This is a genomic window from Lysinibacillus sp. F12, assembly GCF_057773605.1.
The window spans coordinates 806,344-832,786 of the sequence record NZ_JBYMLP010000001.1 but is presented as its reverse complement, the minus strand read 5'-3'; the positions used below and the strand labels follow the sequence as shown (position 1 = coordinate 832,786).

Genomic DNA, 26,443 nt, shown 5'->3' with positions numbered 1-26,443 from the left:
ACCATAGGGTAGATCCTACCATATTTCTGTAAAAGTGACAGAATGGAACGAAGTGAAAAGGGAGAGATGCACATGCATTTATATGGAACACAAGCGATTTCTGAGAATGGTCATTTAACAATTGGACAGGTAGACACACTAGAGCTTGCCAAAGAGTACGGTACACCACTTTTTGTGTATGATACTGCACTTATTCGGAAGCGTGCTCGCAGCTTTATCGATACGTTTAAAAAACTAGGCGTAAAAGCAGAAGTAGCTTATGCTTCAAAGGCATTTGCATGTGTAGCTGTGTATCAATTAGCAGCAGAAGAAAACCTATCTTTGGATGTTGTATCAGGTGGAGAATTATTTACAGCTATAAAAGCAGGTTTTCCAGCTGAGCGCATTCATTTCCATGGCAATAATAAAAGCATTGCAGAATTAGAGCTAGCTTTTGACTCCAAAATCGGTTGTATTGTTGTAGATAATTTCTATGAGATTCAGCTTTTGAAAGAAATATCTGAACGTCGCCAACAAAAAATGCGTATATTACTACGTGTTACACCAGGGGTTGAAGCACATACGCATGATTTCATTACGACAGGTCAAGCTGATTCAAAATTTGGTTTTGACTTAAACAATGGTCAAGCGGATGAGGCATTCCAACAAACATTTAACCATGAATTCTTAGAGCTATTAGGCTTACATTGTCACATCGGCTCACAAATTTTTGACACTGCTGGCTTTGGGTTAGCAGGAGAAAAATTGATTGACAAAATTTCTGATTGGAACAAGGCTCACGGATTTACATGTACTGTGTTAAACTTAGGTGGGGGCTTTGGTATTCGTTATACTGAAGAAGATGCACCGCTTGAACCGCAAGTATATGTAGAGGACATGATTACAGTAGTGAAAAACAAAGCAACTGTACTTGGACTAAAAATGCCAGAAATTTGGATTGAACCAGGTCGATCACTTGTCGGTGATGCAGGAACATCTCTTTATACAATCGGATCACAAAAAACAGTACCAGATGTGCGAAAATATATTGCAGTTGATGGTGGGATGAGTGATAACATCCGCCCAGCATTATATGACGCTAAGTATGAGGCAATCATTGCAAGTAAAGCGAATGAACCGAAAAATGAAATTTATACTGTTGCTGGTAAATTATGTGAATCTGGCGATAAATTAATTATTGATGCTAAACTACAAGACGCAGCTTCAGGTGATGTTTTAGCCATTTTCTGTACAGGTGCATATGGTTATTCTATGGCAAGTAACTATAACCGTGTTCCTAGACCTGCTGTTGTATTTGTAGAGAATGGACAGCATCAATTAGCTATTCGCCGCGAAAGTTATGAAGATATTGTGCAAAACGATCTCCCGCTAACTTTAAAAAAGGGTGAGTAAATTTGAGAAAGAATAAATGGGTATTACTAGCATCCATTTCAACTTTTATTGTGTTGTGGGGTATTGTCTATTGGGTGTTGGCGTCTAAAGGAATTCTCGGACCTGGTTCGTAAGACAGAAATTGGCTTGCGGTAAAAGTACAAATCGTGTAGGATAGTCAAAGATTATGTACAGCTAGAAAAAGAGGGAATAGACAAATATGTTAATTCGATATAAAAAAGCTTTAGAGAAAATAGCAATGGGGCTACTTTCGTTTATGCCGAACGAAAAAGACGTAAAAAAGCTTACCGAGACCATCCACTCCTATGAAAATGATGATAACTGGGTTTTATACTTATGGAAAAAAAATGATGAATACGTTGGCATTGTTGGGCTGGTAACAGATGAGAATAATACTGCTACGATCCAACATGTATCTGTTGTGCCTTCCTATAGAGGCGAGGGTGTTGCGAAGGAAATGCTTCAGGAAATAGGAGTGCTAGGTCAATATGAACATGTACGCGCGACAGATGAAACACGTCAATTAGTTCAAAAATGTATCAATTGCATCGAAAAAAAAGCAGACGAGTAACATCGTCTGCACATACTGTAGACAAAAGCCATCGAGCATTCACACTCTCGATGGCTTTTGCCATTCTCAATTGGTAATTACTGTAGAGATAACGACTCTAAATGACTACGTCTCATCCCTTGAATAGTACTTGGGTTATCAGCGTTTTAGCATCCCAAAAGTTTCGTTGATTGAAACAAAGCCGACTCCTGCGGAAAAAGCGAGGGAATCGAAATTCAGGATATCACGAAGCTAAGGAAGCGATGAAATCAGCACATCTTCGCCAGCGGTGCACGTAGTGGAAATTAACGTCTACCTTTTCTTTGTTTACTTTCTTGTCGCTCTGCAAGTATATGTGAGCGATCTCTTAGCATATGCTTATGAAGAAGATAGTTTGAGTTACTATAGGGTAAAATTTGTATACGGGCTATTGTTAATTCCAGCAACTTAGGTGAAAGGGGGAGCTGGAATGCATGAAAGGACTTGCCTGTTTGAATCGCGGCAAGACAATTTTTTATTTCTGTCAGGAGTTGATAGTAACTAATTTCATGGAAAAAGATATGATCTTCATTTTGTTGAAAATTATAAAGTGCTTTTTCTAAAATTCGTATAGCGCCAGTATCATTACCACGCCGCCAATGATATAAGCCTGTTGCAAGTTGTACATAGCCAACCAATGGGTGCATTTTATCACCAGGCGCGATTTCCTTCCAATATTCCTCAAGCACTTCATGGCATTCAAAAAAATCCTGATTGCCATTAAAATAAGCGCAGTAATCAATAAATAAAGTATGATGCTGTGGATGCATTTTGAACTCCTTTCCACTATACTATAAGAACATAGAATCTCAGGGTGGTAAAATTATGTCTTACGAAGTAAAATTAGATGCCTTTTCAGGGCCTCTTGATCTATTATTGCATTTAATTCACAGGTTGGAAATTGATATCTATGATATCCCAATGGCTGAAATCACACAACAATATATCGACCATATACATGCCATGCAAGTATTGGAGTTAAATGAAGCAAGCGAATATTTAGTAATGGCCGCAACACTGCTAGCGATTAAAAGCCGAATGCTATTACCTATTCATGAGGGCGAAATGGAAGATGCCGAATTGGAAGTTGATGGCCCAGACCCGCGTGAGGAACTGGTGCAACGATTAATCGAGTATAAGAAATATAAGGAAGCTGCCAGCAATTTGCAAGAGCTTGAAACAGATCGAGCGCAGGTATTTACAAGGCCACCTGCTGATTTAACCGGCTTAGCATCGGACGAACAAATGGCTTTGTTTGATTTGAATGTGAATATTTATGATATGCTTGGAGCATTTCAAAAATTGATGCGTCGAAAGAAATTAAAGAAACCTCTTAAAACGACAGTAACGAGGCAAGAACGGTCAGTGAAGGATCAAATGCGTTCGGTTGTAGATTCTTTGCGATTAACAGGTGGACGTGCATCATTTTTCGAGCTTTTTCCCTATGAAGATAAGCCGACACTTATTTTGACGTTTGTATCCCTTCTTGAATTGATGAAACGTCAGGTCGTCATCGTAGAGCAAGATGGTAACTTTGAAGAATTAACAGTTACCTTACAGAAGGAGGAATGGGAAAATGACGAAAACATTGATGTTACAGAGTAGAATTGAAGCCTTATTGTTCGTTGTCGGAGATGATGGCTTAACAATTAAACAACTTTCTCAGCTGTTAGGTGAACAAGATGAGATGATAGTACAGGCAATGGATGCCTTGCGAAAAGTGTATGAGGAAGATTTAGCTAGAGGAATAACTGTGAAAGAAATGGCAGGCGTTTTTCAGCTTATTACAAAATCAGATTTAGCAGATACTATTCAAAAATTGGTAGAAAATCCAACTGCACAATCCTTATCCCAGGCTTCTCTTGAGGTTTTAGCGATTGTAGCCTATAAACAACCAATTACTAGGGTAGCTATAGAAGATTTACGAGGTGTAAAATGTGAAAGACCTATACAGACTTTAGTATCAAGAGGGTTGATTAAAGAGGTAGGGCGTTCAGAAGGAACTGGACGTGCTATCCTATATGGAACAACTAAAGAATTTTTACACTATTTTGGTTTAAACAGTGTAGAGGAAATGCCACCTCTGCCAGAGGAGGAGTTTGCAGAAACTGAGCAAGAAACCGATTTATTTATGACCAAATTCCAAGAAGCTTTTAATGGTGCAAAGTAATGTATAGGAATAATGCATAACGACCAACATAAATCTATACTTTCCTATCATATTGAATAAGGAGTGGCTCGTTGCTTCGGTTATTTCGATTAATAATGTTGATGATCATTGTGTTAATGGTAATACTTCCTCAATCAAGCTTTGCGAGAGGAGGAAGTGGCTATGCGGTCTTAGATGGAGAGACAGGTCGCGTGTTAATAGGTTCAAATAGTAATGAACGGCTACCAATTGCTAGCTTAACGAAAATTTGGACGGCACTTGTGGCTATCGAAAATAGTGATTTGCAAGAGGAAGTTGTCATCTCACCAAAGGCTGCCATGGCTGAGGGAAGTTCTATTTATTTGCAGGCAGGCGAAACGGTAACCGTAGAAACGTTATTATATGGTTTAATGCTTCGTTCAGGCAATGATGCTGCGACAGCTTTAGCAGAGCATGTAGGGGGTTCTGTTGAAGGCTTTGTCAAATTAATGAATGAAAGAGCCGTTATTGCGGGTCTTACCAATACGGTTTTTATGAACCCCTCTGGCTTACATCATGAAGAGCATTTATCTTCTGCAAGAGATACTGCTGAGATGCTAAGAGTCGCTTTACAAAATAAAACATTTGAGAAAATTGCCTCAACGGTTCTTTATAAAGCGAATACGGTTAACGGAATGCTATGGGAGAATAAGCATCGACTATTAAGAGAAGGCTCAGGGATGGCTGCGGAAATTGATGATGAAACAGAACAACCTGTGAGTTCTTTAAAATCTGCTACTGGAGTTGCCTATGCTGGTAAAACAGGTTTTACAAAGGTAGCTGGTCGTACGCTTGCAACAGCCTTTCAAAAGGATGGGCAAACCTGTATTGTTGTCACGTTAAATGAATCGGATGATTGGAATGTTCATCGAAGCTTTTCTAATCAAGTGTGGAGAGATTACGATCTTGAAACAGTGGTGAAGAAGGGCAAATACAACGTTAATAAAAAATTGGCTATTCGATTAGAAGAGCCTGTTCGCCTGCAATTAAATAAAGAGGAAAAAGAGCAAGTGCGGCAAGTTTTACACGTTTCAAGAAAACGTCAGGAAGCTGTCTTATCAATCTTTTTAGGTGAAGAACGTATTTATGCAATACCAGTAAAAGTTGAATCAGCGGATCGTTGAAAAAACGATTTGCTGATTTTTTTGTTATATAACCGGTTGAACTGAATAAGGATATATGATGCGAGAATATCTATTTCCTTAAAATTAATCTAATCAAAGCTTAGCAACTTGGGGTAGCAATGGAAAAATATAAAATTACTCTTGATTACGTTCAAAATAAGAGTGCAAACAGAGCATATAAACATTTTTTTTAAAACGATTTGCTTACTGGTAAAAAGAGTATACTACTAGAAGGGTAAAATAAAATTTTTATTCCTACTATTGCTAAATGTGCTAAAGAAAAATTATTACGAATACTCCAACAATGATTGTGAAATTTGTTTTTCTTTAATATTGCGCTAAAGTATGACATAATTTTCACAGATTAGCGGGAAAATTAACCCTATTCAATTGAACGAGAAATCGATTTTCAACGAAATTGTTAATGTGAAAGAAAACTAGAGGTGAAGAAATGGAAAGATTACAGAAAGTCATTGCTTATGCGGGTGTTGCTTCGAGGCGAAAAGCAGAGCAATTGATAGTAGAAGGTAAAGTAAAAGTGAACGGTATAGTTGTCCGTGAATTAGGCACAAAGGTGTCTAACTCAGATACAATTGAAGTGGAAGGCGTAAAGCTTGAAAAAGAAGATAAAGTTTATTTCTTACTTTATAAACCACGTGGCACTATTTCGGCCGTGACAGATGATAAAGGACGCAAAACTGTCACAGATTTATTTCATCATATTCCGCAACGTATTTTCCCAGTGGGTCGTCTTGATTATGATACATCTGGATTATTGCTATTAACAAATGATGGAGAATTTTCCTATATGTTAACGCATCCAAAATTTAAAATTGACAAAACGTATATCGCACGTGTCAAAGGCATTCCAACAATTGAAGGTCTGAAAAAGCTTCAACGTGGTATTAAATTAGAGGATGGAAAGACAGCACCAGCCAAAGTAAGTATGACATCCTTTGACGAAAATGCTGGCAAGGCAATTTGCGAAATTACGATTCATGAAGGCCGTAATCGCCAAGTTCGACGTATGTTTGAAGCTATTGGTACACCAGTTGTCAAATTAAAACGTGAACGATTTGCCTTTTTAGATTTATACGGACTTGCACCAGGTGAATTCCGTGAATTGTCTAAGCATGAAGTCAAGCAATTGCGTGTGTTAGCAGAAACAGGGAAACTGGATTAAAAGAACTTGCCAGAAGAAAGTGAGGATACTTTAAAAGGAATAAAAACTATTTTCACTTTCTTTTTGGTGAAATCGTTCATAAATCATTCATAATTAATAGCTAAGTGTTTTTGTATCATTTTGCTATAATAGGTGAGAATAGTACGCCTAGTTACATTTTAGCCAGAAGAGCTTAACACATCGTTGACGTACAATTTTCATAGATGTTTTTACATACGTAAAGACGTTTATAAATTGAAAAAGTTCTATGCTAAAGTCTTTATAATGTAAAAAGCTTCATGTCTACAATGTTTACGCAAAGTCGTAAATGATAGGGGGTTTATTAACTTGGAGAAAAAGAAAAAGCGTCTCGTACTACGAACGGTCATTTTAGCAGTATTAGCATTGGCAATCGGGTACACGGTTTATGGAACAGCAACAAAGGAAAAAGTAGAGTTAGTAGCAGTTGGCTCAGAAGCACCTGACTTCACGTTAGTAGATTTAGACGGTGAAAAACATAAATTGTCGGATTATAAAGGACAAGGGGTATTTTTAAATTTCTGGGGAACTTGGTGTAAGCCATGTGAAAAGGAAATGCCTGCGATGGATAGACAGTATCAAATATTTAAAGATCAAGGTGTACAAACTTTAGCGGTTAATATCGCTCAAACGGATTTTGAAGTACAGAATTTTGTCGATCGATATAAATTGTCTTTCCCGGTAGTTATCGATAAAACAAAAAGTGTTATGACTGCTTATAACGTAGGTCAACTACCTGCTACAGTGTTAATTGATCCAGAAGGAAAAGTCGTAAAAATTATTACTGGTGAAATGACAGATGCAAATATTGCTTCGTACATGGAATTAGTGAAGCCGAAATAAGGAGTAAATGACGATGGAAAAAATCATTTGTGCTTGTGGTCATAGTAACCCTTACGGCACGAAGCTCTGTGAGAAATGTGGTCGTCCTTTAACGGAAGAAGAGAAGCAAAATAAAGTTGTTGATATGCGTTATGACGGTACTGCCATTCGTTCTAAAACGTATAACAAATCGATTATCGACAAAATTTGGAATTTCTTCTCTAGTGTTAAAGTTGGTATATCTTTAATTATTATCACATTAATTGCTGCTTCAATCGGAACATTACTACCACAAGAGTTTTATGTAAAAGCCTCTGATATAGAGAAGGGAGCTTATTACGCTGACGTATATGGTACGTTTGGTAAAATTTATTACACGCTAGGACTCTCAGATTTATACAGTTCATGGTGGTTCCAAATTTTAGTTGGTATGCTAGCTGTATCAATTATTGTAGCGAGTCTAGACCGAGGAATCCCACTCTATAAATCACTAAAGAATCAGCGTGTTAAAAGACATGAAAGCTTTATGAAGCGTCAACGTATTATTGGTGAAGGTCAAATAACGGCTGACGCAGAGGAGACGCTTGATAAAGTGGCTCAAAAAATGACTGAAATGAGATACTCTGTTCGTCGAGATGGTAGCGCTCTCTTAGCTGAAAAAGGTCGCTTTTCTCGTTACGGTCCGTACATAAACCATGTCGGTCTCATTATCTTCTTAAGTGGGGTTATGTTACGTCTTATCCCAGGATTTTATGTTGATGAATCAATATGGGTCCGCGAGGGAGAGACACGTGCTATTACTGGCATGGACGGTTATTTCATTGAAAACAAAGATTTTATTTTAGAAACTCACGATAATGAACCTCAAGGAGAGCAAGTAAAACAGGGTGTTAACGTGGTTGCTAAAAACTTCCAAACTGATATTACGCTTTACAAACAGCCTAAAGATGCAATCCCTGGCGATACGGAAAATTTAGAAAAAGTTAAAGATTATTCGATTCGTGTCAATCACCCATTAAAAGAAGATGGCTTCGCTCTTTATCAAATGGATTATCGTCTGAATGAATTAAAGCAAATGAATTTTGAATTAATTAATAAGGCGAGTGAAAAATCACTTGGTAAAGTGGAAATTGATTTAACAAATCCTAAAAAAGAATATGATTTAGGTAATGGGTCTTCCGTGCAAATTCTAGTTTATACACCAGATTTTGATGGCTTTGAAAATGGAGAACCTCAAACAAAAACATCGATTCCAAATAATCCGGCATTTTTATTTAAAATGACTACGCCAGAAACACCAGAAGGCGAAGTAAGTTTTGTGGAAATTATGCAGCCACCACTAGAACCACTGGGCGAAAATAAATATAGAATGAAATTTGCTGCTGCTGAGATGCGTGATATGTCAGGTATTACGGTCCGTAAAGATAGTACAATTCCTATCTTATTTGTTGGTGGAGTTATCTTTATGATTGGTGTCGTAATTGGATCATACTGGAATCACCGTCGTTTATGGCTTCAAGTTGAGCCGGATGGCCGTGTTTTAATGGCTGCCCATGTTAATAAAAATATGTTCAGCATGAAGAAGGATTTAGATGCTGTTACAGCATTTGCTGCATTGCCTCCGTACAAAGATCAGTTAGAGAAAGAAGAGGCTGGCGAAGAGTCCACGGATGGTGGCATTAAAGAAAAGGAAGGTGACAACACCTTATGAGTTTGATTGACATAAGTGGAAACCTGTTATTTGTAGCTTTTATTGCTTATTTAGTTGCGACGTTATTATTTGGTGGTTCCATTAAGCAAGGGAATGCTACGGGTAAAAACACGGGTAAATGGGGTAAGCTTGCCATTGTGGTAACAATTATTGGATTTGTATCACAGCTTGCCTACTTTATTACACGATGGATTTATACTGGACATGCGCCAGTAAGTAATATGTTTGAATTTACAACTGCCTTTGGTATGTTCATTGTTGGTGCGTTTATTTTAATTTACTTTATTTATCGTTTATCTGCACTTGGATTAGTAGCATTACCAGTAGCACTTTTAATTATCGCTTATGCTTCGATGTTCCCGAAAGAAGTAAGTCCATTAGTGCCCTCATTACAAAGCCATTGGTTAACAATTCACGTAATTACAGCGGCATTAGGGCAATCTATTTTAGCGATCAGTGCTGTGGCTGGACTTATTTACTTATTAAAGGTTGTAGATTTAACGAAGCCTTCTAAACAGCGATTTTGGTTAGAAGCCGTTATGTACTGTCTTGTAGTAGTTGTTGGGTTTGTCGCTGTGACATCTACATTCAGTGCAATGGATTATGAATCTAGCTACAATTATGTGGATAAAGAAGGAACTACACGTAAAATTATTTACAATTTACCACCTGTATTCGGTATGAATGAGTATGAGGTGGTTGAAGAGCATGGCATGTCACCAATCGTAGAAATGCCAGCATTAATTAATGCGAAGAAATTAACAACTGTCTTCTGGTCATTATTAGTAGGGTCAGTATTTTATTTATTAATTCGCTTAATTGCACGTCGTCGAATAAGTGCTATTTTCCAACCACTTGTGAAGCGTGTTAACTTACAATTACTTGATGAAATTGGTTATCGTTCAGTGCTAATTGGTTTCCCTGTATTCACCCTAGGCGCTTTAATCTTTGCGATGATTTGGGCGCAAATTGCTTGGAGTCGCTTCTGGGGTTGGGATCCTAAGGAAGTATGGGCTCTTATTACATGGTTATTCTATGCGGCATTCCTACATTTACGTTTATCAAAAGGCTGGGAAGGTCAAAAATCTGCTTGGTTAGCATTAATTGGTTTCGGCATTATTTTATTTAACTTAATTGCTGTTAACTTAATTCTTGCAGGTTTACACTCCTACGCATAACCTGTGAAACAACAAGCCTTTTCGCTGTAGCGAAGAGGCTTTCTTTTCTTTTCAATATGTGTCACACCATGTACAATAGAAGTTAGAGAAAGATTGGAAGAGAGGGATCGTGAAAGTGTCAGAAAATATTTCAGTATTAGTAGTAGATGACGAGGATCGTATTCGCCGCTTATTAAAAATGTATCTGGAGCGAGAAGGTTACCTTGTTGACGAGGCAGAAAATGGTGAACAAGCGATCGAAAAATCTTTAGAAAAAGAATATCACTGTATTTTACTTGATATTATGATGCCTGAAAAAGATGGGCTAGAAGTGTGTGCAGAAATTCGTGAACGAGCAGCAACACCTATTATTTTATTAACTGCTAAAGGTGAGGAAGCTAATCGTGTTCAAGGCTTCGAACTAGGAGCAGATGATTATATTGTAAAACCATTTAGTCCTCGTGAGGTTGTGTTACGTGTGAAGGCTATTTTACGTCGTTCACAGGCATTCTCACCTACGACAAATGCATCCTCTTCAAAAGATTTAGTGGTGTTCCAGCATTTGATGATCGATCATGATGCACACCGTGTAACGGCTGAGGGCATTGAGGTTAATTTAACACCAAAAGAGTATGAATTACTTTACTTCTTAGCGAAATCGCCAGACAAAGTATTTGACCGTGAACAACTACTAAAAGAAGTTTGGCATTATGATTTCTTTGGTGATTTACGTACAGTTGACACACACGTAAAACGTTTACGCGAAAAGCTCAACCGTGTTTCTGAAAACGCTGCTAAAATGATTGTGACAGTTTGGGGCGTTGGTTACAAATTTGAGGTTGTCAATGAATAGAATATGGAATAGTGTTGTCGGGAAGCTATGGGTAACCATATTGCTTCTCGTTTCATTTGTATTATTTGTTTTCACGGTATTAATGCTTGAATTTCTTCAAAACTACCACATGCAGCAAGCAGAAATATCTTTACGTCAAACGGCTGCCACTGTGGCAAGTATAGTGGATGACAATGAAACAGCTGAATCGACTTCGGAACTATTAAAAGATATTTTACCTAAAGGCACCAATGCACTAATTGCAATTAGCCATGTAGAGGTATCCTTTGCCATGCAAGAGGGTGTCAATAAAAAGAAAATTCAAGATACCATTTTGGCGAATAAATCTTTCCGTGAAGTCTTTCAATCAGACGAACCCATTATTAAAGAAATGATGATGCCCTCCTCTACAGATCCAGAGAAAATGGAATCTTATGTAGTGCTAGGCTTCCCCTTGAATGTAGAAAATGCTGTACATGGAGCAGTTTTCATCTATCAGAGCCCCGATGCTCTACATAAAACGTCCAAGGAAACGACGAAAATTGTCTTTTTGGCAGCTTTCATAGCATTTGTCTTGACGACATTTTTTGCGTTCTTCTTGTCTTCTCGTATAACTTCACCACTTAGAAAAATGCGTGAACTGGCATTTGAAATTGCAAAGGGGAATTTTGAAGCAAAAATGCCTACCACTCAAAATGATGAAATTGGACAGCTGGCAGTTGCCTTCAACCAAATGGGTCGTCAATTAAAGCATAATTTAGAGGTTATCAATCAAGAAAATGAACAGCTATCAAATATTTTGACATCCATGACAGATGCAGTGATTACGTTTAATCGTGACCGTACAATATTATTAAGTAATCCACCAGCAGAACGTCTAATGCAAAAATGGTTTGTAAATAAAGGCTCACAAAGTGCTAAACCAATACCGCCAGAGCTTTATCATATGCTGGACCATGTACTCATGTTTGAGGATAAGCTAGAAGAGGAAATTGAAATGGATGGAAATTATTATACTTTTACAATTAGCCCTCTTTATAGTGGAGAAATCATTCGAGGGGCAGTCGCGGTTATTCGTGATATGACAGAACAACATCGCCTAGAAAAACTTAGATCTGATTTTATTGCGAACGTCTCTCATGAATTGCGTACTCCTATCGCCATGCTTCAAGGTTATTCTGAAGCATTGATGGATGATGATTTTATTCAAGATCAGGAAGAACGTAATGAAATTACAAAAATTATTTATGATGAATCCAAACGAATGGGTCGCCTTGTCACTGATTTATTAGATTTAGCACGCATGGAATCGGGGCATATGACGCTCTATAAAGATGAATTACCGATTAATTCTACATTTGAACGTATTACTCAAAAATTTGCACAGGTGGCAAAAGAGAAGCATGTTCATCTACTATTCGATAGTGAATTTAATGACGACGCTATGATTAATATAGATGAGGATCGTATCGAGCAAGTACTCACGAATTTAGTCGACAATGCATTAAGACATACAGATGAGGGGTCTGTCACGGTAAAAGTAGAAAAGGAGCCAACATTTGCTAAAATTTCTGTTCAAGATACAGGACATGGTATTCCTCAAGATGATTTACCTTATGTCTTTGAACGCTTTTATAAAGCGGATAAGGCACGTACTCGATCTAAGGGTGGTACGGGACTTGGCTTAGCCATTGCACGAAATATTGTAAAGGCACACTCAGGAAATATTATGGTAGATAGTGTGCTTAAGGAAGGTACAACCTTCACATTTTATTTACCGTTCGATTAATAACAGGGTTTTGTTATTAGTTGGCTGTAACTTCTGCGAAAGTAAGACGACAAATAATATAGAACGGGGGTGGAGTGCATTGAATGACTCCGTGTTCCATCGACTTTACGATGCCTATCATCAAGACGTGTTCCAGTTTCTAATCTATCTAGTAAAAAACCGTACACTTGCTGAGGATTTAGCGCATGAGGTTTATGTAAGAGTATTGCGCTCATATGATCAATTTGCAGGCAATAGTAGTGAGAAAACATGGCTTTTTGCAATAGCCAAAAATGTTGCGATTGATCATTTTAGAAAGCAAGCTGTTCGTCAGAAGCATTCGCTTGATTTCTTTGACTGGGAAACGGAACAGCTCCATTCAAACACACCATCACCGGAGGAAATGCTACAGGCCAGTGATGAATTTATGCAAGTAGCGTCAGTATTAGAAAACTGTACTGGCGACCAAAAAATGGTCATTATTATGCGTTATTTCCAGGATTTATCGATAGCAGAAACGGCGCAAATACTTGATTGGACAGAAGCAAAGGTAAAAACAACCCAGCATCGAGCCATTAAATTTTTAAGGCAACAGCTACAGCCGATCAGAGAACAGGAGGCGAAACGGCAATGACACATAAGCCATTTGATGATGAGCAGCTTGAACATGTACTGAACAATGCCCCTAAGCTTTCTGACCACCGTTCGAAAGAAGATATATTAAATCGGTTAATGGCAGATGCTCGCTTGCAAGATAATATCCACCTTCAAGAAGCTATGCAAGAACCTATAGAAGATGAACCATCTCAACAGGAAGATCCTATCATTAAAAAGCCTGCGACAAAATCGAAGGTACGTAATATGCAGATTTTTATGAGTGTAGCCGCAGTCTTTGTGCTAACAATACTCGTTGGCACAGTATGGAAGAATAATCAAGGTGAACAAAAAGATCAAGCGAGTATGCCTGAAACAGCTCAGTATTCTACGATGCAAGAGGATTCAGCGGCAAAGGAAGCGGCAACGCAGGATGAAATGCTGGATTCCAAAAGTATTGTCGCGGAGCATGAGCGCATTTTATCTTTACGTACCTCTGTCTACGAGGAGGATGTAAAGGATGCTGTCGTTTTCCGTATTGGTTTGGCAGGACGCGATGCGGAAAGTGTTCCTATGACGTATGTTATCCCAAATGAACGTGTTGCTACTGATTTTGGAGGAGAGAAGCCTTCTACCTTACGGATGTATGAAAAGTATGCTCCGCAAATTGACGAGGAGGCTAAAGGGTTTACAGAGTATCATCCTTATAAAGGTGAGCTGAAGGAGAAGGATGATAAGCTCATCCATGTCTTGCCAAAGGAAAATGACTATGATGTTGCCTCTGCTACAGTTAATGAATACAAAGGCACAATGGAAGATACCTTCTCGGACTCTGAATATTCCGAAGTAGAAATACAAAATGAAGATGGAACACCCTATGAGTTTTCTCAAGAAGGTGAGCCAAATCAAGCGATGTCTTTAACTAATGCCAAGCGTTATAATTATTACTTGTACCAAGATACTAATGGTGCAGAATATTTATCACCAGATTTCCGTCAAACTTTTGAGACAGTTACAGAAGCACTTACACAGATGAAAAATAAAAATGATGATGTCTATACATCCGTTGTGCCTGAAAATGTGACATACACAGTCAAAGAACAAGAGGAAGGTGTAGTTGTTACCTTTGATATTCCGCTTGATTTAACATCTATGGAGCCAATACGAGCAACTCAATTAATTGAGGCCATGATGTTGACTGCTGCTAGCTTTAATCAGCAGCTACTTTTAGATAATGTTGTGCAAGAAAGCTGGGAAGGGTTTGATTTGAAGGGTTATTTACCAAAGCCAGTGGGACCAAATAAACAATTTTTACCATAGTCGAAGGAAGAATAAAAAAGAGAGGCATTCCCATATAGCGGGAATGCCTTTACTGTTTATAAAACATAGCAATTTAATCGGATTTTTTTGAGCAGAACTATTTACTTTTACTTCATAATTCATTATAGTAAAGCTGTAGTATAAAATAATATGATTCATCTTCGGGGCAGGGTGAAAATCCCGACCGGCGGTAATAGAGTGGTAAATCGCTAGTGAATTTATTCATTAGCTCGATTGATTTATTTTTAACTCTTCAGCCCGCGACCTGTGCGAATTTTCGCATGGCTGACTTGGTGGAATTCCAAGGCCGACAGTTAAAGTCTGGATGGGAGAAGATGAAGGTACGATCGTCATTCATTGTCATGAAATAAACTATGACCGAGCGCTTTTTTGTATGGCTTATTTAACGGTGCTCAAAAATTAGTTGATGAGGACGTTTATTCGTTATGCCTTTCTCCCTTATGCTTTATTAAACGCATAAGGGTTTTTTCATGAAACAATTGAAAGATCGTCACCTTTCTTCTTGCGAGATTGAATCAGCAAAGAGGAGAGAGCTTTCTATGAAGAAAAATGTCAAACTTCAATCGTTTATTACGATTGGCATGCTGAGCAGTATTTCGTTTTTATTAATGCTTTTTAATTTCCCAATTCCACCATTCCCAGCATTTTTAGAAGTGGATTTCAGTGATATGCCTGCCTTACTTGCGGCAATCACGATGGGACCTGTAGCTGGTATTTTAGTAGAGTTGTTTAAAAATGTGTTGGATTGGATTTTCTCAGGCACTCCAACAGGCGTTCCCGTAGGGCATATGGCTAATTTTGTAACAGGTATTTTATTTATATTGCCAGTAAGCTTTATTTTTAATCGCTTTAAAACAATTGCTGGTCTTGTTGGAGGTTTAGCAACGGGAACAGTTGTGATGGCAGTAGGAATGAGTATTTTAAACTATGCTGTATTTTTACCAATGTACACTTACTTTTTAGGTATGGAGCCTGTTGTAGGTGATTCATTATATAAAATGATTGTCGCTGGTATTTTACCATTTAATATTGTCAAAGGAATTTTATTAACGGGTATTATGGCGTTATTATTTACAACAATGCGTAAATGGATTGACCGCCAGCGTTCTATGTATATAACAAAATAAATTGTACTAAACCTCGAGTGAAGAACTCGAGGTTTTTTTTATGAGATGAAATGGTGGAAGGAAAATAGAAAAAGGTAATAGGTTGTCGAGATATCACTAGTTCTTTTTTAGTAATACCTAGTCGAGAACTCTATTTTCATGTAGAATTAGAGATGAGTTTAGAATGTTTGAGGAGTTTGAAGAGATGAGTGGAAAAAAAGGACAGTGGTCTAGTAAGTTAGGATTTATTTTAGCATCAGCGGGTGCTGCAATTGGACTAGGAGCGATTTGGAAGCTCCCGTATGTAACTGGGCAAAGTGGTGGAGGCGCGTTTTTCTTAATATTTGTGCTATTTACATTATTAATTGGGCTCCCGATGCTATTATCTGAATATATATTAGGGCGAGGTACGCAGTCTGAGGCAATCACTGCCTATAAAAAAATTGCTCCTACAAAGCAGGGGTGGGCATGGATTGGCCGAATGGGTGTTCTCGGATGTTTTTTATTACTAACATTTTATAGCGTTGTCGGGGGCTGGATTTTTATTTATAGTGGGCTAGGATTAACAGGTGCTGTCATTGACCCAGCTATTGATCCTGCAGAGCTATTTGGAAAAATAATTGGTACACCTTGGATTACGCTTGTAGGTTTAGCTTTGTTTACATTAGCAAATGTACTTGTTATTTCTTTAGGAGTCCAAAATGGTATTGAAAAGGCAAATAAATGGATGATGCCATTGCTCTTTATTATGTTCATTGTCCTTGTGATACGTGCTGTCACATTAGATGGCGCCATGGAAGGGATAAAATTCTTTTTATGGCCTGATTTCTCGAATATTACAGGGAAATCTATATTAGAAGCTTTGGGGCAATCATTTTTTGGATTAGCAGTAGGATTTTCTTGTCTTGTTACATACAGTTCCTACCTCAAAAAAGATGTAAGTCTTCCGAATTCGGCAGGCTCCGTAGTTATGCTGACGGTACTGGTTTCATTTTTAGCCGGACTAGCCATTTTCCCGGTTGTTTTTGCTTTTGATTTAGAGCCGGCAGCAGGGCCGGGCTTATTATTTATGGTGCTACCAACAGCATTTAGCCAGATGCCGTTTGGGGAAGTATTTTTAGCGATGTTTTTATTATTGTTCTTATTTGCCACATTAACGTCTTCGTTTAGTTTATACGAGATTATTGTAGCGGCATTGATGGAAAATAGTCAAAAAACACGTCTTGTATGGACTTCGTGTCTTGGTGTAGTCGTATTTCTCGCAGCCATTCCAGCATCCCTTTCCTCTAGCTTGTTAGCTGATGTATCGGTTTTTGGAAAGAACATATTTGATGCAACTGACTTTTTAGTATCAAACTTAATGCTACCATTGGGGAACTTGTTTATTGCTATTTTTATTGCCTATGTAGTGGATAAGGAATTTGTAAGAAGAGAACTGTTAATGGGAAGTCATATGGGACAGGGATATTATTCAGCCTACAGGTTGTTAATGTTGATTATAGTACCTGTTGTCATTCTGGTAGTGTTCGTTAATATGCTTTTACAATATTAAAAAATAAAATATAAATTAGGTGTATCCATTTAGTTAATGGGTATACCTTTTTTATGTATCGAAAATCAAGATGAATATATTCTAAAAAAACGATGTTATAAAACCTTACATGAATGTTGCTAAATTTTAAAAAATAATGTATTTTTAAAACAGTCATAAAAAAGTTGTGTTAATTAAATTTACATTGGAGTGGTGGAAAATGAAACATTATACAAAAGAAGGTATTATACGCCGAGTGAAGGAAGAAAATGTGAAGTTTATTCGCCTACAATTTACTGATATATTAGGTACGATTAAAAATGTAGAGATACCTGTGAGCCAATTAGAAAAGGCATTAGACAATAAAGTCATGTTTGATGGTTCTTCGATTGAAGGTTTTGTACGTATAGAGGAATCAGATATGTATTTAAGACCAGACTTTAATACATTTGTAATTTTTCCTTGGACAGCTGAAAAAGGTAAGGTGGCACGCTTTATTTGCGATATTGCAAGACCAGATGGAACACCTTTTGAAGGGGATCCACGATCTAATTTGAAGCGCGTTTTAAAGGAAATGGAGGAGTTAGGCTTCACTTCCTTTAACTTGGGACCAGAGCCAGAATTTTTCCTTTTCAAGCTGGATGAAAAAGGGCATCCGACACTTGAACTAAATGACAGCGGAGGATATTTTGACTTAGCTCCGACAGATTTAGGGGAGAATTGTCGCCGTGATATTGTTTTAGAACTGGAGGGGATGGGCTTTGAAATTGAAGCTTCTCACCATGAAGTTGCACCTGGACAGCATGAAATTGACTTTAAATATGCTAGCGCCATCGAAGCATGCGATAATATTCAAACATTTAAATTAGTCGTAAAAACGATTGCTGCACAGCATGGGCTACATGCAACATTTATGCCTAAGCCACTATTTGGAGTTAACGGCTCTGGCATGCATTTTAACCTATCGTTATTTGAAGGGGATAAAAATGCCTTCTATGACGAACACGCAGAACTTCAATTAAGCGCAACAGCTCGTAGCTTTATGGCAGGTATTATCCAGCATGTACATGGCTTTACTGCTATCACGAATCCACTGGTTAATTCTTATAAACGATTAGTTCCAGGCTATGAGGCCCCATGCTATGTTGCATGGTCTGCTCAAAACCGTTCGCCACTTATTCGTATTCCAGCAGCTCGAGGATTATCAACACGTATTGAGTTACGTTCAGTTGATCCTGCAGCAAATCCTTATTTAGCAATGGCTGTAATCTTAGCATCTGGACTTGACGGCATACGGAAAGATTTAACGCCTCCAGCAGCGGTAGATCGAAATATTTATAAAATGACAGGTCCAGAGCGTGAATTAAATGGTATTGATAGTCTACCATCTTCATTGGAACACGCATTAATTGAATTAGAAATGGATGCAGTTGTACGAGAAGCTCTAGGTGATCATATTTATGAAAAGTTTAATAGAGCCAAAGAAATAGAATGGGATAAATACCGTACACGGGTCCATAACTGGGAGCGTGAGGAATATTTAACGATGTACTAAAAAATATTGGAGCTTATTTTGCTCCAATATTTTTTTACTGACTTTGATACCCTTTTGAACTATCATGAAAGAAAAGGGGTGTGGGCAATGACACAAACGACTCAAGTTGTGACAATCCAAAACAACGATATTGTGCAATTTGAACATGATATTAATCGGGCTTTATTAGATTTGAGTTACTTTTTCATACTTGATATCAAGTACAATACCCTCTATATCGGCGAACAGACGGTCATCCATTCTGCCTTAATTATTTATCAGCATCAAGAAGAGAACAGCCAATAATTTTATATGAAAAAAATCGGTCATGTCGAGAGGCGTGACTTTTTTTATTGACATAAACATAAGAGAAATGGTCGATCTTTTAGGAATGTTAATAGTAGTAGTGCGACCTCATCTTTAGATTTCCATGCAATATCATACATTAATTTATTCAAGATTAAGAAGGGTCATTTGTCCGCCAATTATGATGGCTTCAAAGTAACAGACTTCTACAGCTGCATTAGATTTATCATCGATACTACCTGTAGCCTAATTCTTCGTATACTTCATGATTACAACATGCTTGGAAATTTCCCATTGCCCCCTTTTCATCTGAAGGCATAGCCTAAGTCTTTTCTTCCTCATTTGGTAAGATACGATGATGACACTCCTTGATTTAAGGACAATAAAGGCCTTGTCCGTTATTATAAATATAATGGTTGTTTTTCGATAGTTAGTACAATGGATTTTAGTGGAGAAAGAGCGAAAATCGTATGTAAAGTAACGAAAATAGAAGGAGTGTTAGTGATGAAAAACTGCTTCTACACATACCTGTCCAAAGTTAGCATAAAAAGACAGGCTGGAAAGCATTAACTATTTTAAGATGGTATCAGGGAGTGAGAGCAATGAGTTGGATTGAGTCGATTCAAAAAGCCATTAATTTTATGGAAGATCATTTATTAGAAAACATAACGATTGAACAGATTGCACAGGAGGTTAATTCATCTGTCTTCCATTTTCAGCGAACGTTTGCGATTTTAACGGATATGTCCATTGCGGATTATCTACGACGGAGGAGATTAACATTAGCGGCTCAGGAATTAATGGATACAGATCAAAAAATAATCGATCTCGCCTACAAGTATGGCTATGAAACTCCTGAAGCTTTTACAAAAGCGTTTCGTAAACAGCATTATGTAACGCCGAGTGAAGCGAGAAAGAGGCAAGGACCACTAAAATCATACAATCGCCTGGTGATTCAGGTAAGCTTGAAGGGAGCAGAACCAATGAAGTATAAAATCGTAGAAAAAGATAAGTTTCAAGTTGTTGGGGTGAAAAGAACGTACAATTGCCAAGACGGAGAAAACACTCGGGAAATTCCATTGTTTTGGCAGGAAATCAATGAGAGTGGCTTCGATCATCAGCTATATCAATTAAATAATGGCAACATCAATGGAGTATTAGGTGTTTGTGTACCAAATACAAACCAAGGACAACAGGGCTTCATTGATTACTGGATTGCTACAAATCATGTAGGTGATGTGGGAGAGGATCTATTAACGATGGAAGTACCTGCATCAAAGTGGGTTGTGTTTGAGGTGCACGGGCCAATGCCAGATGCTATGCAAAATACGTGGAAACAAATATATTCAGAGTGGTTCCCCTCCAATCCATATGAGCCAGCAGGAACGGCTGAGCTTGAAGTGTACCCAGAAGAGGATGCGTATAGCCCCGATTCATACTCAGAAATTTGGATTCCAATTAAATAGCGTTAAAGTAATAAAGCCAAGAATGCTAAACGAGTGCATTCTTGGCTTTACTTATGCGCGAAAGGAAAACTATTCTTTTTTTAGATACCATAAAGATGTAAATGAAATATATGTTTTGAGATTAACGTTTTTATTTTTATCGTACTATATTTTGATGAGGGGGTTAACGATAAGAGATATGATTCAAAACAAACGTGTAGAAATTTCTAAAAATGAAGCACGGCAATTTTGGAAGATGGGGAAAGTCGCGTATGTTGCGACAGTTGATGAGGAAGGATATCCTTATGTAATTCTATTTGTTTATGTGTATGAAGGAAAACTTTATTTGCATATTGGTAATATTCTAGAAAGCCATTTTTGGTCCAATATTAAACAAAACCCTAAAATCAGTATAGAAGTAAGTGAAATGGGCGATTTACACCCAGGGAAAAAATATTCTTACCAATCTGCACTTGTCTACCAAAGTGTAGTGCTATTTGGATAAGTTGTAAGAATGGAAGAGGAGTCAAAGAAGGAATGGTTCTTTGATGCGCTTTTAGAGAAGTATGGTAATCCTGAATGGATATTTGAAAAAGAGGGTATCCAATTATGCCTAAAATAGAATTATTCAAAGTACAAATAGAAAAGTTAACGGGGAAAATTAATCACGGCATGTATCACTAAGCAAAAAGCTAAGAATGATTAGATAACCATTCTTAGCTTTTTATATTACTTTTTACATAGTACATATACTTGTAAATTTTTTTCAGTGCTATCGTAGCCCTGCAAAATAAAATTCAATTTCTGTAAGACTCTGATGGAATTGATATTCGCCGCATCGACCTTTGCTATAATTGTCGACATGTCCAAATGTGTAAAAGCTACATGGATTAAAGCGATGATACCTTCTGTGGCGTAGCCTTTGCCCCAATGAGTCTTCGCCAAGTCATAGCCAATTTCTGCGGTAGCATTATCGTAATCCACGTTATTAAATCCACAGGAGCCAATGATATGATTACTTGTCAATTCAATGATGGAATAGCGAATGGCACGATGTTCATTAGCTAATTGATTTAGTAATTCAATCATGTCTAGCGCCTGTTCTTCGTGTGTAAAGCTTGAGATATTCATAAATTTCGTCACAGAAGGATCTGACCAAATCGACCATAAACTTTTAGCGTCAGCATTAGCTACTTTTCGTAATAATAATCTTTCCGTGTTCATACATTCAATCAATACTTTTACCTCCAAGATTTTAATGATGTTGGATGAAAAATATTGCTATCTGTGCATAATTCAGTCCCTTCAAATAAATCTATATTTTATTATAGAAGATAAGGTACATAATGCCAATAAAAAGGGGGAAACATCGTGATAAAAGTTACAGTTAATCATTATCCGAGCATTAAACGAAATATTAAAAGGGCTCCAACATTTGTTTATAGTGTTCTCGATCAATTAATAGAAGGAACAGTTTATACAGATACAACTTTATTTCAAACGCTATTAATACATACAAAATCAGGAATTTATTTTGTATATGGTAATTCAACTACTAGTGAAATTGATTGTCAGCTTTCCGCCTGTCTCGAGCAATCTATAAAGCAAGGGGAGCGTTTTACCTTATTTTCATATTCAGAGCAATGGAATACTAAAATTGAACAACTGCTAAAAGGACAGCTAAGAAAACTAGAACGCTATACATTTACATTTAATAAAAGCTTGTATGATGGTAGAGATGAGCAAAAAGTATCGAATTTTGAGGTGATGTCAATTACTCGACATCATATAAAAAAGCGATGGAGTTCACCCATGCTTACTATGATGAATATTGGGATTCTACAGCTAATTTCCTGACAAATGGATTTGGTTTTTGTTTACTACATAAAGAGCAAATCATTAGTGAAGCTGTCTCTATTTTTACATCAAACGAATATGCGGAAATTGATATTATGACAGATTCGAATTTTAGAGGTCAGGGATTGGCTAGTTTGATGGCGACAACATTTATCAATCATTGTTTGGCCAACGAGCTAAAGCCTTGTTGGGATTGTGATGTTACAAATAAAGCATCCATTTACTTAGGTACGAAGCTGGGCTTTACCGATCCACTAAAATATGCGATTTATACAAAAAAATAGCCCACGTTGTTTTCAAAACACCGTGAGCTTTGTTGTTAAAAGAAACGATTGCGTAGTTCGAATACTTGATAAAATAGTCTAGCATCTCTCGCCATCTTATTAGGTGTATGCATGTGAGGTCTGAGGCATTGCTGAAACAGTTCATCACAATATCTTATGCTACCGTAACGATCATAACATTCATCATGTAGTTTACAGCAGCTATCCACCGCATTCGTGGGCTCACCTGGTCCCGAGCAACCAGGTCCGCAGTATCGATAGCCAGGATAACAAAAACCAAATTTACGATTTCTTTTCATGGGAGAAACCTCTCTTCTGCTATGTTCTTACTATAAAGTATGTTATTTTTTTCGAGAGAATCGGATAAAAAACTATTAAGTTAATCTTTTGATTTGTAAGGTTCCTGTAAGCTTTAAAAAAAATAGCTGTAAGGATGAAGAGTTATGCTAGCTATAGCATAAAAGATAAGGAGTTAGTTGAACATGAATCCATCCGTTACAAAAAAAGAACGAATTCTTTCCTTGGATATTATTCGAGGATTAGCTTTATTTGGCATTTTATTTATTAATGTAGGCGCCTATCAGGTCATTATAGAAGGCGGACCTATACCTGATTATAGTGGCATCAATGGAGTGATCGATTCACTTATTGATATTTTTATTGAAAAGAAATTCTTTTCAATCTTTTCCTTCCTATTCGGTGTTGGCTTTTATATTTTTGCTTCCCGGGCAGAAGCACGTGGGGATAAACCAAAATGGCGCTTTGCAAGACGTTTATTTGCATTATTGATAATCGGTATCATTCATATTTTCTTGTTTTGGGGTTCGATTTTAGCCATTTATGCAGTCATTGGATTTTTATTGCTACCATTTTACTCTGCGAAAATTTCAACAATTTGTAAATGGCTTTTTACAATCATCACACTTCATATTCTTGCTATATTAGGTCAAATGTATATGCCGACTCATGCTGTAATGTCCACTATTTCAGGACTTTTAGGCAATGATGCTATCGCTATATTCATCATGTTTTTAAGCGGATTTTTAGTAGCAAAAGCTGGTTGGATTGGTCATATTGGGGCACATATTCAAAAAATAAAATGGCTGCTTTTTGTTACAGGCCCATTCTTTATTGGTTTTTCATTGTGGATATGGTTTGCATCACAAGCAGATGACCAACAGCTACAATCTATTATTGGTTTAGGAGTAGTTCCGACAACATATTTTTATTTAGCTTGTTTATTTATAATTTTGGAAAATCGTCCTATTGTGAAAATGCTTCAGCCGATTGGACGAGTGGGACAAATGGCATTTACCAACTATTTAGCCCAAAGCTTTATTGGCACGGCAATTATCTCACTAATGGGCTTAGAAGTCGTTTCACCATCAGATATTGTAGTAATCGCATGTATTATTTTTGCCATCCAAATTATCTTTAGTATGATTTGGTTCAAATTCTTTTCAATTGGACCATTTGAAAAAGTATGGCGCTATATGACATATGGTAAAAAGATTTCGACAAAGACATCGTAAAAGCTCTATAAATTAATAAGGGAAATAACAAAAATCGGTGAGACTGTTGAAAAGTCTTACCGATTTTTATTTGTCTAATCCTTCCAGCCCTTACAGACATCAATCCATTCTTCATACGGTGTATAGGTTTCTAGCTCGGAAATCGTGACCTCTATCGCAGAATTGCTACTACCACATGCAGGAAATACCGTTGTAAACCGTTTAAGGGATTCATCTAAATAAATAACAACTCCTTCATTAACGCCAAAGGGACAAACTCCACCGACATCGTGACCTATCATAGCTTCGACATTATCTTTACCTAGCATCTTTGCCTTTGTTCCAAAAACTGCTTTATATTTGGCATTATCGATTTTTGCATCTCCGGCTGCCACAATTAGTATAGCGCTATCATTGACAAGAAAGGATAAAGATTTTGCTATGCGGGCAGGCTCACAGCCAAGTGCCAGTGCTGCTAATTCAACGGTGGCAGAGCTCTCTTCTAATTCTTGTATTTTGTGTTCCACATGCCATTGGGCTAAATGATTCCGTGCTTTTTCTATTGCCATATGTACAAACCTCCTAATCCGTCCAGTTGTGCCTTGGCGAATTTTCCCCTACTAAATTGTAGGATAACCACCAAAAGCTCTATCTTGTTTCAAGCAGATGTCGAATCAAGATAAATTTAATTTTAACATAATTTTCAGAATATAATGTTGCGAATATCTGCTTTATTTAGTACGATTAATTTGAAAGTGTAAAATTACACTGGAGGGTTGCGGCTTGATTAAATTCTTACAAATTGTGAGCGTTATGATTGGTTTATCAGTAGTGACATTAATGGTAGTACTTATTGTCATATTGAGTGGTCATATGCACTTTCTGCAACTAGTTTATACGGTTCCAGTTTGTGTATTTGTATTGTTTGTTTGTGGAATATTTAATTGGATGAATACAAAAAAGAAAAAGAGATGGGTAATGGGTGCATTGGGTGTGACAATAATATTTGCTTTAATTCCTCCTATTCAACATTATTATAAGCTGAGTATTCCTACTGTTGATGCAGAAATTGATATATCTGCTTATCAACCATTTACGCAGGACAATCAAGTGGTAAAGCCTGACGAAAAAGTCTCATTACAATTGACAGGGTCATTACCACGATTAGATGGAGCCACAGCTATGTATCCTTTATATGCAGCCTTTGTTGAGGCTACTTATCCTAAGGGAGACTATCTGCCATATAAGAGTAGGGTCCAAGTTAACCGTACACCAGAAGCCTATCAAAATTTAATAGCGGGAAATGTGGATTTAATTTTTGTGGCAGCACCATCTATTAAGCAAGAATGGCAAGCAGAAAAAGAAGGACTTACGTTTAATATGACACCGATTGGGCGAGAGGCATTTGTTTTTTTCGTCCATCATAAAAACAATGTGGATAATGTAACATTGGATCAGGTGAAGAAAATATATGCTGGTGAAATTACCAACTGGCGTGATGTTGGCGGTGAGGATGAAGCCATCCGTGCTTTCCAACGTCCAGCGGATAGCGGAAGCCAAACAGCATTAGAAAATTTAATGGATAATAAGCCAATTATGGAGGCACCCTCTGAAAATATTGCCTCAGGAATGGGTGGAATTATCCATGAAGTATCTCAATATCGAAATTATAAAAATGCGATGGGCTTTACGTTTAGATACTATTCGACAGAGATGGTTCGTAATAAAAAAATCAAATTACTATCCATTGATGGTATAGCCCCAACTAAAGAGAACATTCGAAATGGGACCTATCCTTTAGTCTCTGAGTTTTATGCGGTCACTGCTGGGGGGGAGAATGAAAATGTTCAAAAGCTAATCGATTGGATACTTACCGATGAAGGTCAAGCATTAGTAGCCAAAGTCGGTTATGTTCCAGTGGAAAAGTATTAAATAGTTTGCTATACTAAGGTTAATAAAATATTGTAAAGTTTTCTAGGGTTCCGTAGCAGATGCTAGTCTGGTCCGAGAGAAAACCACAAATTGATTTTGTGACACGGAAGGATAAAAGCCTGGGAGATACTGTTGAAGGACAGTTTCTTCTGGGCTTTTTTGTTTGGCTAAAATCAGGTGTTTTGGCGAAAGCTGAGGAAGGATAGTCATCAACAAGT

25 protein-coding genes, 1 pseudogene and 2 riboswitches are annotated in these 26,443 nt (G+C 37.4%); of the genes and pseudogenes, 22 read left to right on the top strand and 4 right to left on the bottom strand.

The annotated features are described in order from the left end of the window. Window positions 1-72: 72 nt before the first annotated feature. Window positions 73-1,392 carry a diaminopimelate decarboxylase gene (gene lysA, locus AC3CH7_RS04280; RefSeq protein WP_031419110.1) on the top strand — a complete coding sequence of 440 codons (1,320 nt, stop codon included), beginning with the start codon at window positions 73-75 and terminating at the stop codon, window positions 1,390-1,392. Window positions 1,393-1,591: 199 nt separating this feature from the next. Then, window positions 1,592-1,963, top strand: coding sequence for a GNAT family N-acetyltransferase (locus AC3CH7_RS04275; protein ID WP_031419112.1), 372 nt, complete (start codon window positions 1,592-1,594; stop codon window positions 1,961-1,963). A gap of 284 nt (window positions 1,964-2,247) precedes the next feature. Here AC3CH7_RS04275 and AC3CH7_RS04270 read toward each other — a convergent pair whose 3' ends face one another. After that, the gene (locus AC3CH7_RS04270) at window positions 2,248-2,751 is read right to left on the bottom strand and encodes a DUF309 domain-containing protein (RefSeq protein WP_031419114.1); all 504 of its coding nucleotides are present in this window, start codon (window positions 2,749-2,751) and stop codon (window positions 2,248-2,250) included. A 55-nt stretch (window positions 2,752-2,806) separates the two neighbouring features. On the opposite strand from AC3CH7_RS04270, the gene AC3CH7_RS04265 reads away from it, so the two are divergent. The 17 genes from AC3CH7_RS04265 (at window position 2,807) to AC3CH7_RS04185 (ending at window position 21,146) form a co-directional block, all read left to right on the top strand. After that, complete coding sequence (locus tag AC3CH7_RS04265) at window positions 2,807-3,586, top strand: segregation/condensation protein A (RefSeq protein WP_031419115.1); 780 nt, start codon at window positions 2,807-2,809, stop codon at window positions 3,584-3,586. Beyond that, complete coding sequence (scpB, locus tag AC3CH7_RS04260; RefSeq protein WP_031419117.1) at window positions 3,558-4,151, top strand: SMC-Scp complex subunit ScpB; 594 nt, start codon at window positions 3,558-3,560, stop codon at window positions 4,149-4,151. Before AC3CH7_RS04265 ends, scpB begins: the two co-directional genes overlap by 29 nt. Before the next feature lie 95 nt (window positions 4,152-4,246). After that, entirely contained in the window at window positions 4,247-5,293 is a 1,047-nt protein-coding gene (locus AC3CH7_RS04255; RefSeq protein ID WP_012293417.1) for a D-alanyl-D-alanine carboxypeptidase family protein, read from the top strand. Between the two features lie 451 nt (window positions 5,294-5,744). After that, complete coding sequence (locus AC3CH7_RS04250; RefSeq protein ID WP_012293418.1) at window positions 5,745-6,476, top strand: pseudouridine synthase; 732 nt, start codon at window positions 5,745-5,747, stop codon at window positions 6,474-6,476. A gap of 327 nt (window positions 6,477-6,803) precedes the next feature. Then, on the top strand, window positions 6,804-7,337 hold the full coding sequence (gene resA, locus AC3CH7_RS04245; RefSeq protein ID WP_012293419.1) for a thiol-disulfide oxidoreductase ResA: 534 nt from the start codon (window positions 6,804-6,806) through the stop codon (window positions 7,335-7,337). A 13-nt stretch (window positions 7,338-7,350) separates the two neighbouring features. Next, window positions 7,351-9,027: a cytochrome c biogenesis protein ResB gene (gene resB, locus AC3CH7_RS04240; protein WP_036161013.1), complete on the top strand. Its 1,677-nt coding sequence runs from the start codon at window positions 7,351-7,353 to the stop codon at window positions 9,025-9,027. Next, window positions 9,024-10,205 (top strand): c-type cytochrome biogenesis protein CcsB, encoded by a 1,182-nt coding sequence (gene ccsB / locus AC3CH7_RS04235; protein WP_012293421.1) that lies wholly within the window; start codon window positions 9,024-9,026, stop codon window positions 10,203-10,205. Before resB ends, ccsB begins: the two co-directional genes overlap by 4 nt. 115 nt (window positions 10,206-10,320) lie before the next feature. Continuing rightward, window positions 10,321-11,037, top strand: a complete 717-nt coding sequence (locus tag AC3CH7_RS04230; RefSeq protein ID WP_004232215.1) for a response regulator transcription factor — start codon at window positions 10,321-10,323, stop codon at window positions 11,035-11,037. Beyond that, window positions 11,030-12,805 carry an ATP-binding protein gene (locus AC3CH7_RS04225; protein ID WP_031419119.1) on the top strand — a complete coding sequence of 592 codons (1,776 nt, stop codon included), beginning with the start codon at window positions 11,030-11,032 and terminating at the stop codon, window positions 12,803-12,805. Before AC3CH7_RS04230 ends, AC3CH7_RS04225 begins: the two co-directional genes overlap by 8 nt. Before the next feature lie 79 nt (window positions 12,806-12,884). Then, window positions 12,885-13,418, top strand: coding sequence for an RNA polymerase sigma factor SigX (gene sigX / locus AC3CH7_RS04220; protein WP_031419120.1), 534 nt, complete (start codon window positions 12,885-12,887; stop codon window positions 13,416-13,418). Further along, a complete protein-coding gene (locus AC3CH7_RS04215; RefSeq protein WP_012293424.1) occupies window positions 13,415-14,698 on the top strand; it encodes a hypothetical protein in 1,284 nt (427 codons plus the stop codon). Before sigX ends, AC3CH7_RS04215 begins: the two co-directional genes overlap by 4 nt. Window positions 14,699-14,851: 153 nt before the next feature. Continuing rightward, a riboswitch (FMN riboswitch) is annotated at window positions 14,852-15,039 on the top strand. 219 nt (window positions 15,040-15,258) lie between these two features. Next, window positions 15,259-15,846 carry an ECF transporter S component gene (locus AC3CH7_RS04210; RefSeq protein ID WP_031419122.1) on the top strand — a complete coding sequence of 196 codons (588 nt, stop codon included), beginning with the start codon at window positions 15,259-15,261 and terminating at the stop codon, window positions 15,844-15,846. Window positions 15,847-16,030: 184 nt separating this feature from the next. After that, window positions 16,031-17,377, top strand: a complete 1,347-nt coding sequence (locus AC3CH7_RS04205) for a sodium-dependent transporter (protein ID WP_036161017.1) — start codon at window positions 16,031-16,033, stop codon at window positions 17,375-17,377. A 199-nt stretch (window positions 17,378-17,576) separates the two neighbouring features. Next, window positions 17,577-18,911: a type I glutamate--ammonia ligase gene (glnA, locus tag AC3CH7_RS04200; RefSeq protein ID WP_031419125.1), complete on the top strand. Its 1,335-nt coding sequence runs from the start codon at window positions 17,577-17,579 to the stop codon at window positions 18,909-18,911. An 87-nt stretch (window positions 18,912-18,998) separates the two neighbouring features. Beyond that, on the top strand, window positions 18,999-19,196 hold the full coding sequence (locus tag AC3CH7_RS04195; protein WP_031419126.1) for a hypothetical protein: 198 nt from the start codon (window positions 18,999-19,001) through the stop codon (window positions 19,194-19,196). Between the two features lie 602 nt (window positions 19,197-19,798). Next, window positions 19,799-20,662, top strand: a complete 864-nt coding sequence (locus tag AC3CH7_RS04190; RefSeq protein ID WP_012293429.1) for an AraC family transcriptional regulator — start codon at window positions 19,799-19,801, stop codon at window positions 20,660-20,662. 178 nt (window positions 20,663-20,840) lie between these two features. Then, on the top strand, window positions 20,841-21,146 hold the full coding sequence (locus AC3CH7_RS04185; protein ID WP_227256916.1) for a pyridoxamine 5'-phosphate oxidase family protein: 306 nt from the start codon (window positions 20,841-20,843) through the stop codon (window positions 21,144-21,146). 224 nt (window positions 21,147-21,370) lie between these two features. On the opposite strand, the gene AC3CH7_RS04180 is transcribed toward AC3CH7_RS04185, so the two are convergent. Next, window positions 21,371-21,877: a GNAT family N-acetyltransferase gene (locus tag AC3CH7_RS04180; protein WP_488381592.1), complete on the bottom strand. Its 507-nt coding sequence runs from the start codon at window positions 21,875-21,877 to the stop codon at window positions 21,371-21,373. 135 nt (window positions 21,878-22,012) lie between these two features. Between AC3CH7_RS04180 and AC3CH7_RS04175 the strand changes: the two are divergent. Continuing rightward, window positions 22,013-22,782, top strand: a pseudogene (locus AC3CH7_RS04175) (GNAT family N-acetyltransferase). A gap of 35 nt (window positions 22,783-22,817) precedes the next feature. On the opposite strand, the gene AC3CH7_RS04170 reads toward AC3CH7_RS04175, so the two are convergent. Next, complete coding sequence (locus AC3CH7_RS04170; protein WP_080695175.1) at window positions 22,818-23,081, bottom strand: Parvovirus coat protein VP1-like protein; 264 nt, start codon at window positions 23,079-23,081, stop codon at window positions 22,818-22,820. A gap of 183 nt (window positions 23,082-23,264) precedes the next feature. On the opposite strand from AC3CH7_RS04170, the gene AC3CH7_RS04165 reads away from it, so the two are divergent. Next, window positions 23,265-24,314, top strand: coding sequence for a DUF418 domain-containing protein (locus tag AC3CH7_RS04165; RefSeq protein ID WP_197149341.1), 1,050 nt, complete (start codon window positions 23,265-23,267; stop codon window positions 24,312-24,314). Window positions 24,315-24,388: 74 nt separating this feature from the next. Here AC3CH7_RS04165 and AC3CH7_RS04160 read toward each other — a convergent pair whose 3' ends face one another. Beyond that, window positions 24,389-24,862 carry a YbaK/EbsC family protein gene (locus tag AC3CH7_RS04160; RefSeq protein ID WP_012293435.1) on the bottom strand — a complete coding sequence of 158 codons (474 nt, stop codon included), beginning with the start codon at window positions 24,860-24,862 and terminating at the stop codon, window positions 24,389-24,391. Between the two features lie 214 nt (window positions 24,863-25,076). Between AC3CH7_RS04160 and AC3CH7_RS04155 the strand changes: the two genes are divergently transcribed. Further along, window positions 25,077-26,225, top strand: a complete 1,149-nt coding sequence (locus tag AC3CH7_RS04155; RefSeq protein WP_198694658.1) for a PstS family phosphate ABC transporter substrate-binding protein — start codon at window positions 25,077-25,079, stop codon at window positions 26,223-26,225. A 31-nt stretch (window positions 26,226-26,256) separates the two neighbouring features. Beyond that, window positions 26,257-26,353, top strand: a riboswitch (guanidine-I (ykkC/yxkD leader). The last annotated feature ends 90 nt before the right edge of the window (window positions 26,354-26,443 follow it).

Excerpts from the sequence above, each read along its gene's own strand:
- scpB (WP_031419117.1), top strand. The coding sequence starts at position 3,558 with ATGACGAAAACATTGATGTTACAGAGTAGAATTGAAGCCTTATTGTTC.
- AC3CH7_RS04270 (WP_031419114.1), bottom strand. The coding sequence starts at position 2,751 with ATGCATCCACAGCATCATACTTTATTTATTGATTACTGCGCTTATTTT.
- AC3CH7_RS04190 (WP_012293429.1), top strand. The coding sequence starts at position 19,799 with ATGAGTTGGATTGAGTCGATTCAAAAAGCCATTAATTTTATGGAAGAT.
- AC3CH7_RS04195 (WP_031419126.1), top strand. The coding sequence starts at position 18,999 with ATGACACAAACGACTCAAGTTGTGACAATCCAAAACAACGATATTGTG.
- AC3CH7_RS04250 (WP_012293418.1), top strand. The coding sequence starts at position 5,745 with ATGGAAAGATTACAGAAAGTCATTGCTTATGCGGGTGTTGCTTCGAGG.
- ccsB (WP_012293421.1), top strand. The coding sequence starts at position 9,024 with ATGAGTTTGATTGACATAAGTGGAAACCTGTTATTTGTAGCTTTTATT.
- resB (WP_036161013.1), top strand. The coding sequence starts at position 7,351 with ATGGAAAAAATCATTTGTGCTTGTGGTCATAGTAACCCTTACGGCACG.
- AC3CH7_RS04205 (WP_036161017.1), top strand. The coding sequence starts at position 16,031 with ATGAGTGGAAAAAAAGGACAGTGGTCTAGTAAGTTAGGATTTATTTTA.
- AC3CH7_RS04165 (WP_197149341.1), top strand. The coding sequence starts at position 23,265 with ATGAATCCATCCGTTACAAAAAAAGAACGAATTCTTTCCTTGGATATT.
- AC3CH7_RS04225 (WP_031419119.1), top strand. The coding sequence starts at position 11,030 with ATGAATAGAATATGGAATAGTGTTGTCGGGAAGCTATGGGTAACCATA.
- AC3CH7_RS04210 (WP_031419122.1), top strand. The coding sequence starts at position 15,259 with ATGAAGAAAAATGTCAAACTTCAATCGTTTATTACGATTGGCATGCTG.
- AC3CH7_RS04215 (WP_012293424.1), top strand. The coding sequence starts at position 13,415 with ATGACACATAAGCCATTTGATGATGAGCAGCTTGAACATGTACTGAAC.
- AC3CH7_RS04275 (WP_031419112.1), top strand. The coding sequence starts at position 1,592 with ATGTTAATTCGATATAAAAAAGCTTTAGAGAAAATAGCAATGGGGCTA.
- AC3CH7_RS04265 (WP_031419115.1), top strand. The coding sequence starts at position 2,807 with ATGTCTTACGAAGTAAAATTAGATGCCTTTTCAGGGCCTCTTGATCTA.
- AC3CH7_RS04170 (WP_080695175.1), bottom strand. The coding sequence starts at position 23,081 with ATGAAAAGAAATCGTAAATTTGGTTTTTGTTATCCTGGCTATCGATAC.
- lysA (WP_031419110.1), top strand. The coding sequence starts at position 73 with ATGCATTTATATGGAACACAAGCGATTTCTGAGAATGGTCATTTAACA.
- AC3CH7_RS04255 (WP_012293417.1), top strand. The coding sequence starts at position 4,247 with ATGTTGATGATCATTGTGTTAATGGTAATACTTCCTCAATCAAGCTTT.
- glnA (WP_031419125.1), top strand. The coding sequence starts at position 17,577 with ATGAAACATTATACAAAAGAAGGTATTATACGCCGAGTGAAGGAAGAA.
- AC3CH7_RS04160 (WP_012293435.1), bottom strand. The coding sequence starts at position 24,862 with ATGGCAATAGAAAAAGCACGGAATCATTTAGCCCAATGGCATGTGGAA.
- AC3CH7_RS04185 (WP_227256916.1), top strand. The coding sequence starts at position 20,841 with ATGATTCAAAACAAACGTGTAGAAATTTCTAAAAATGAAGCACGGCAA.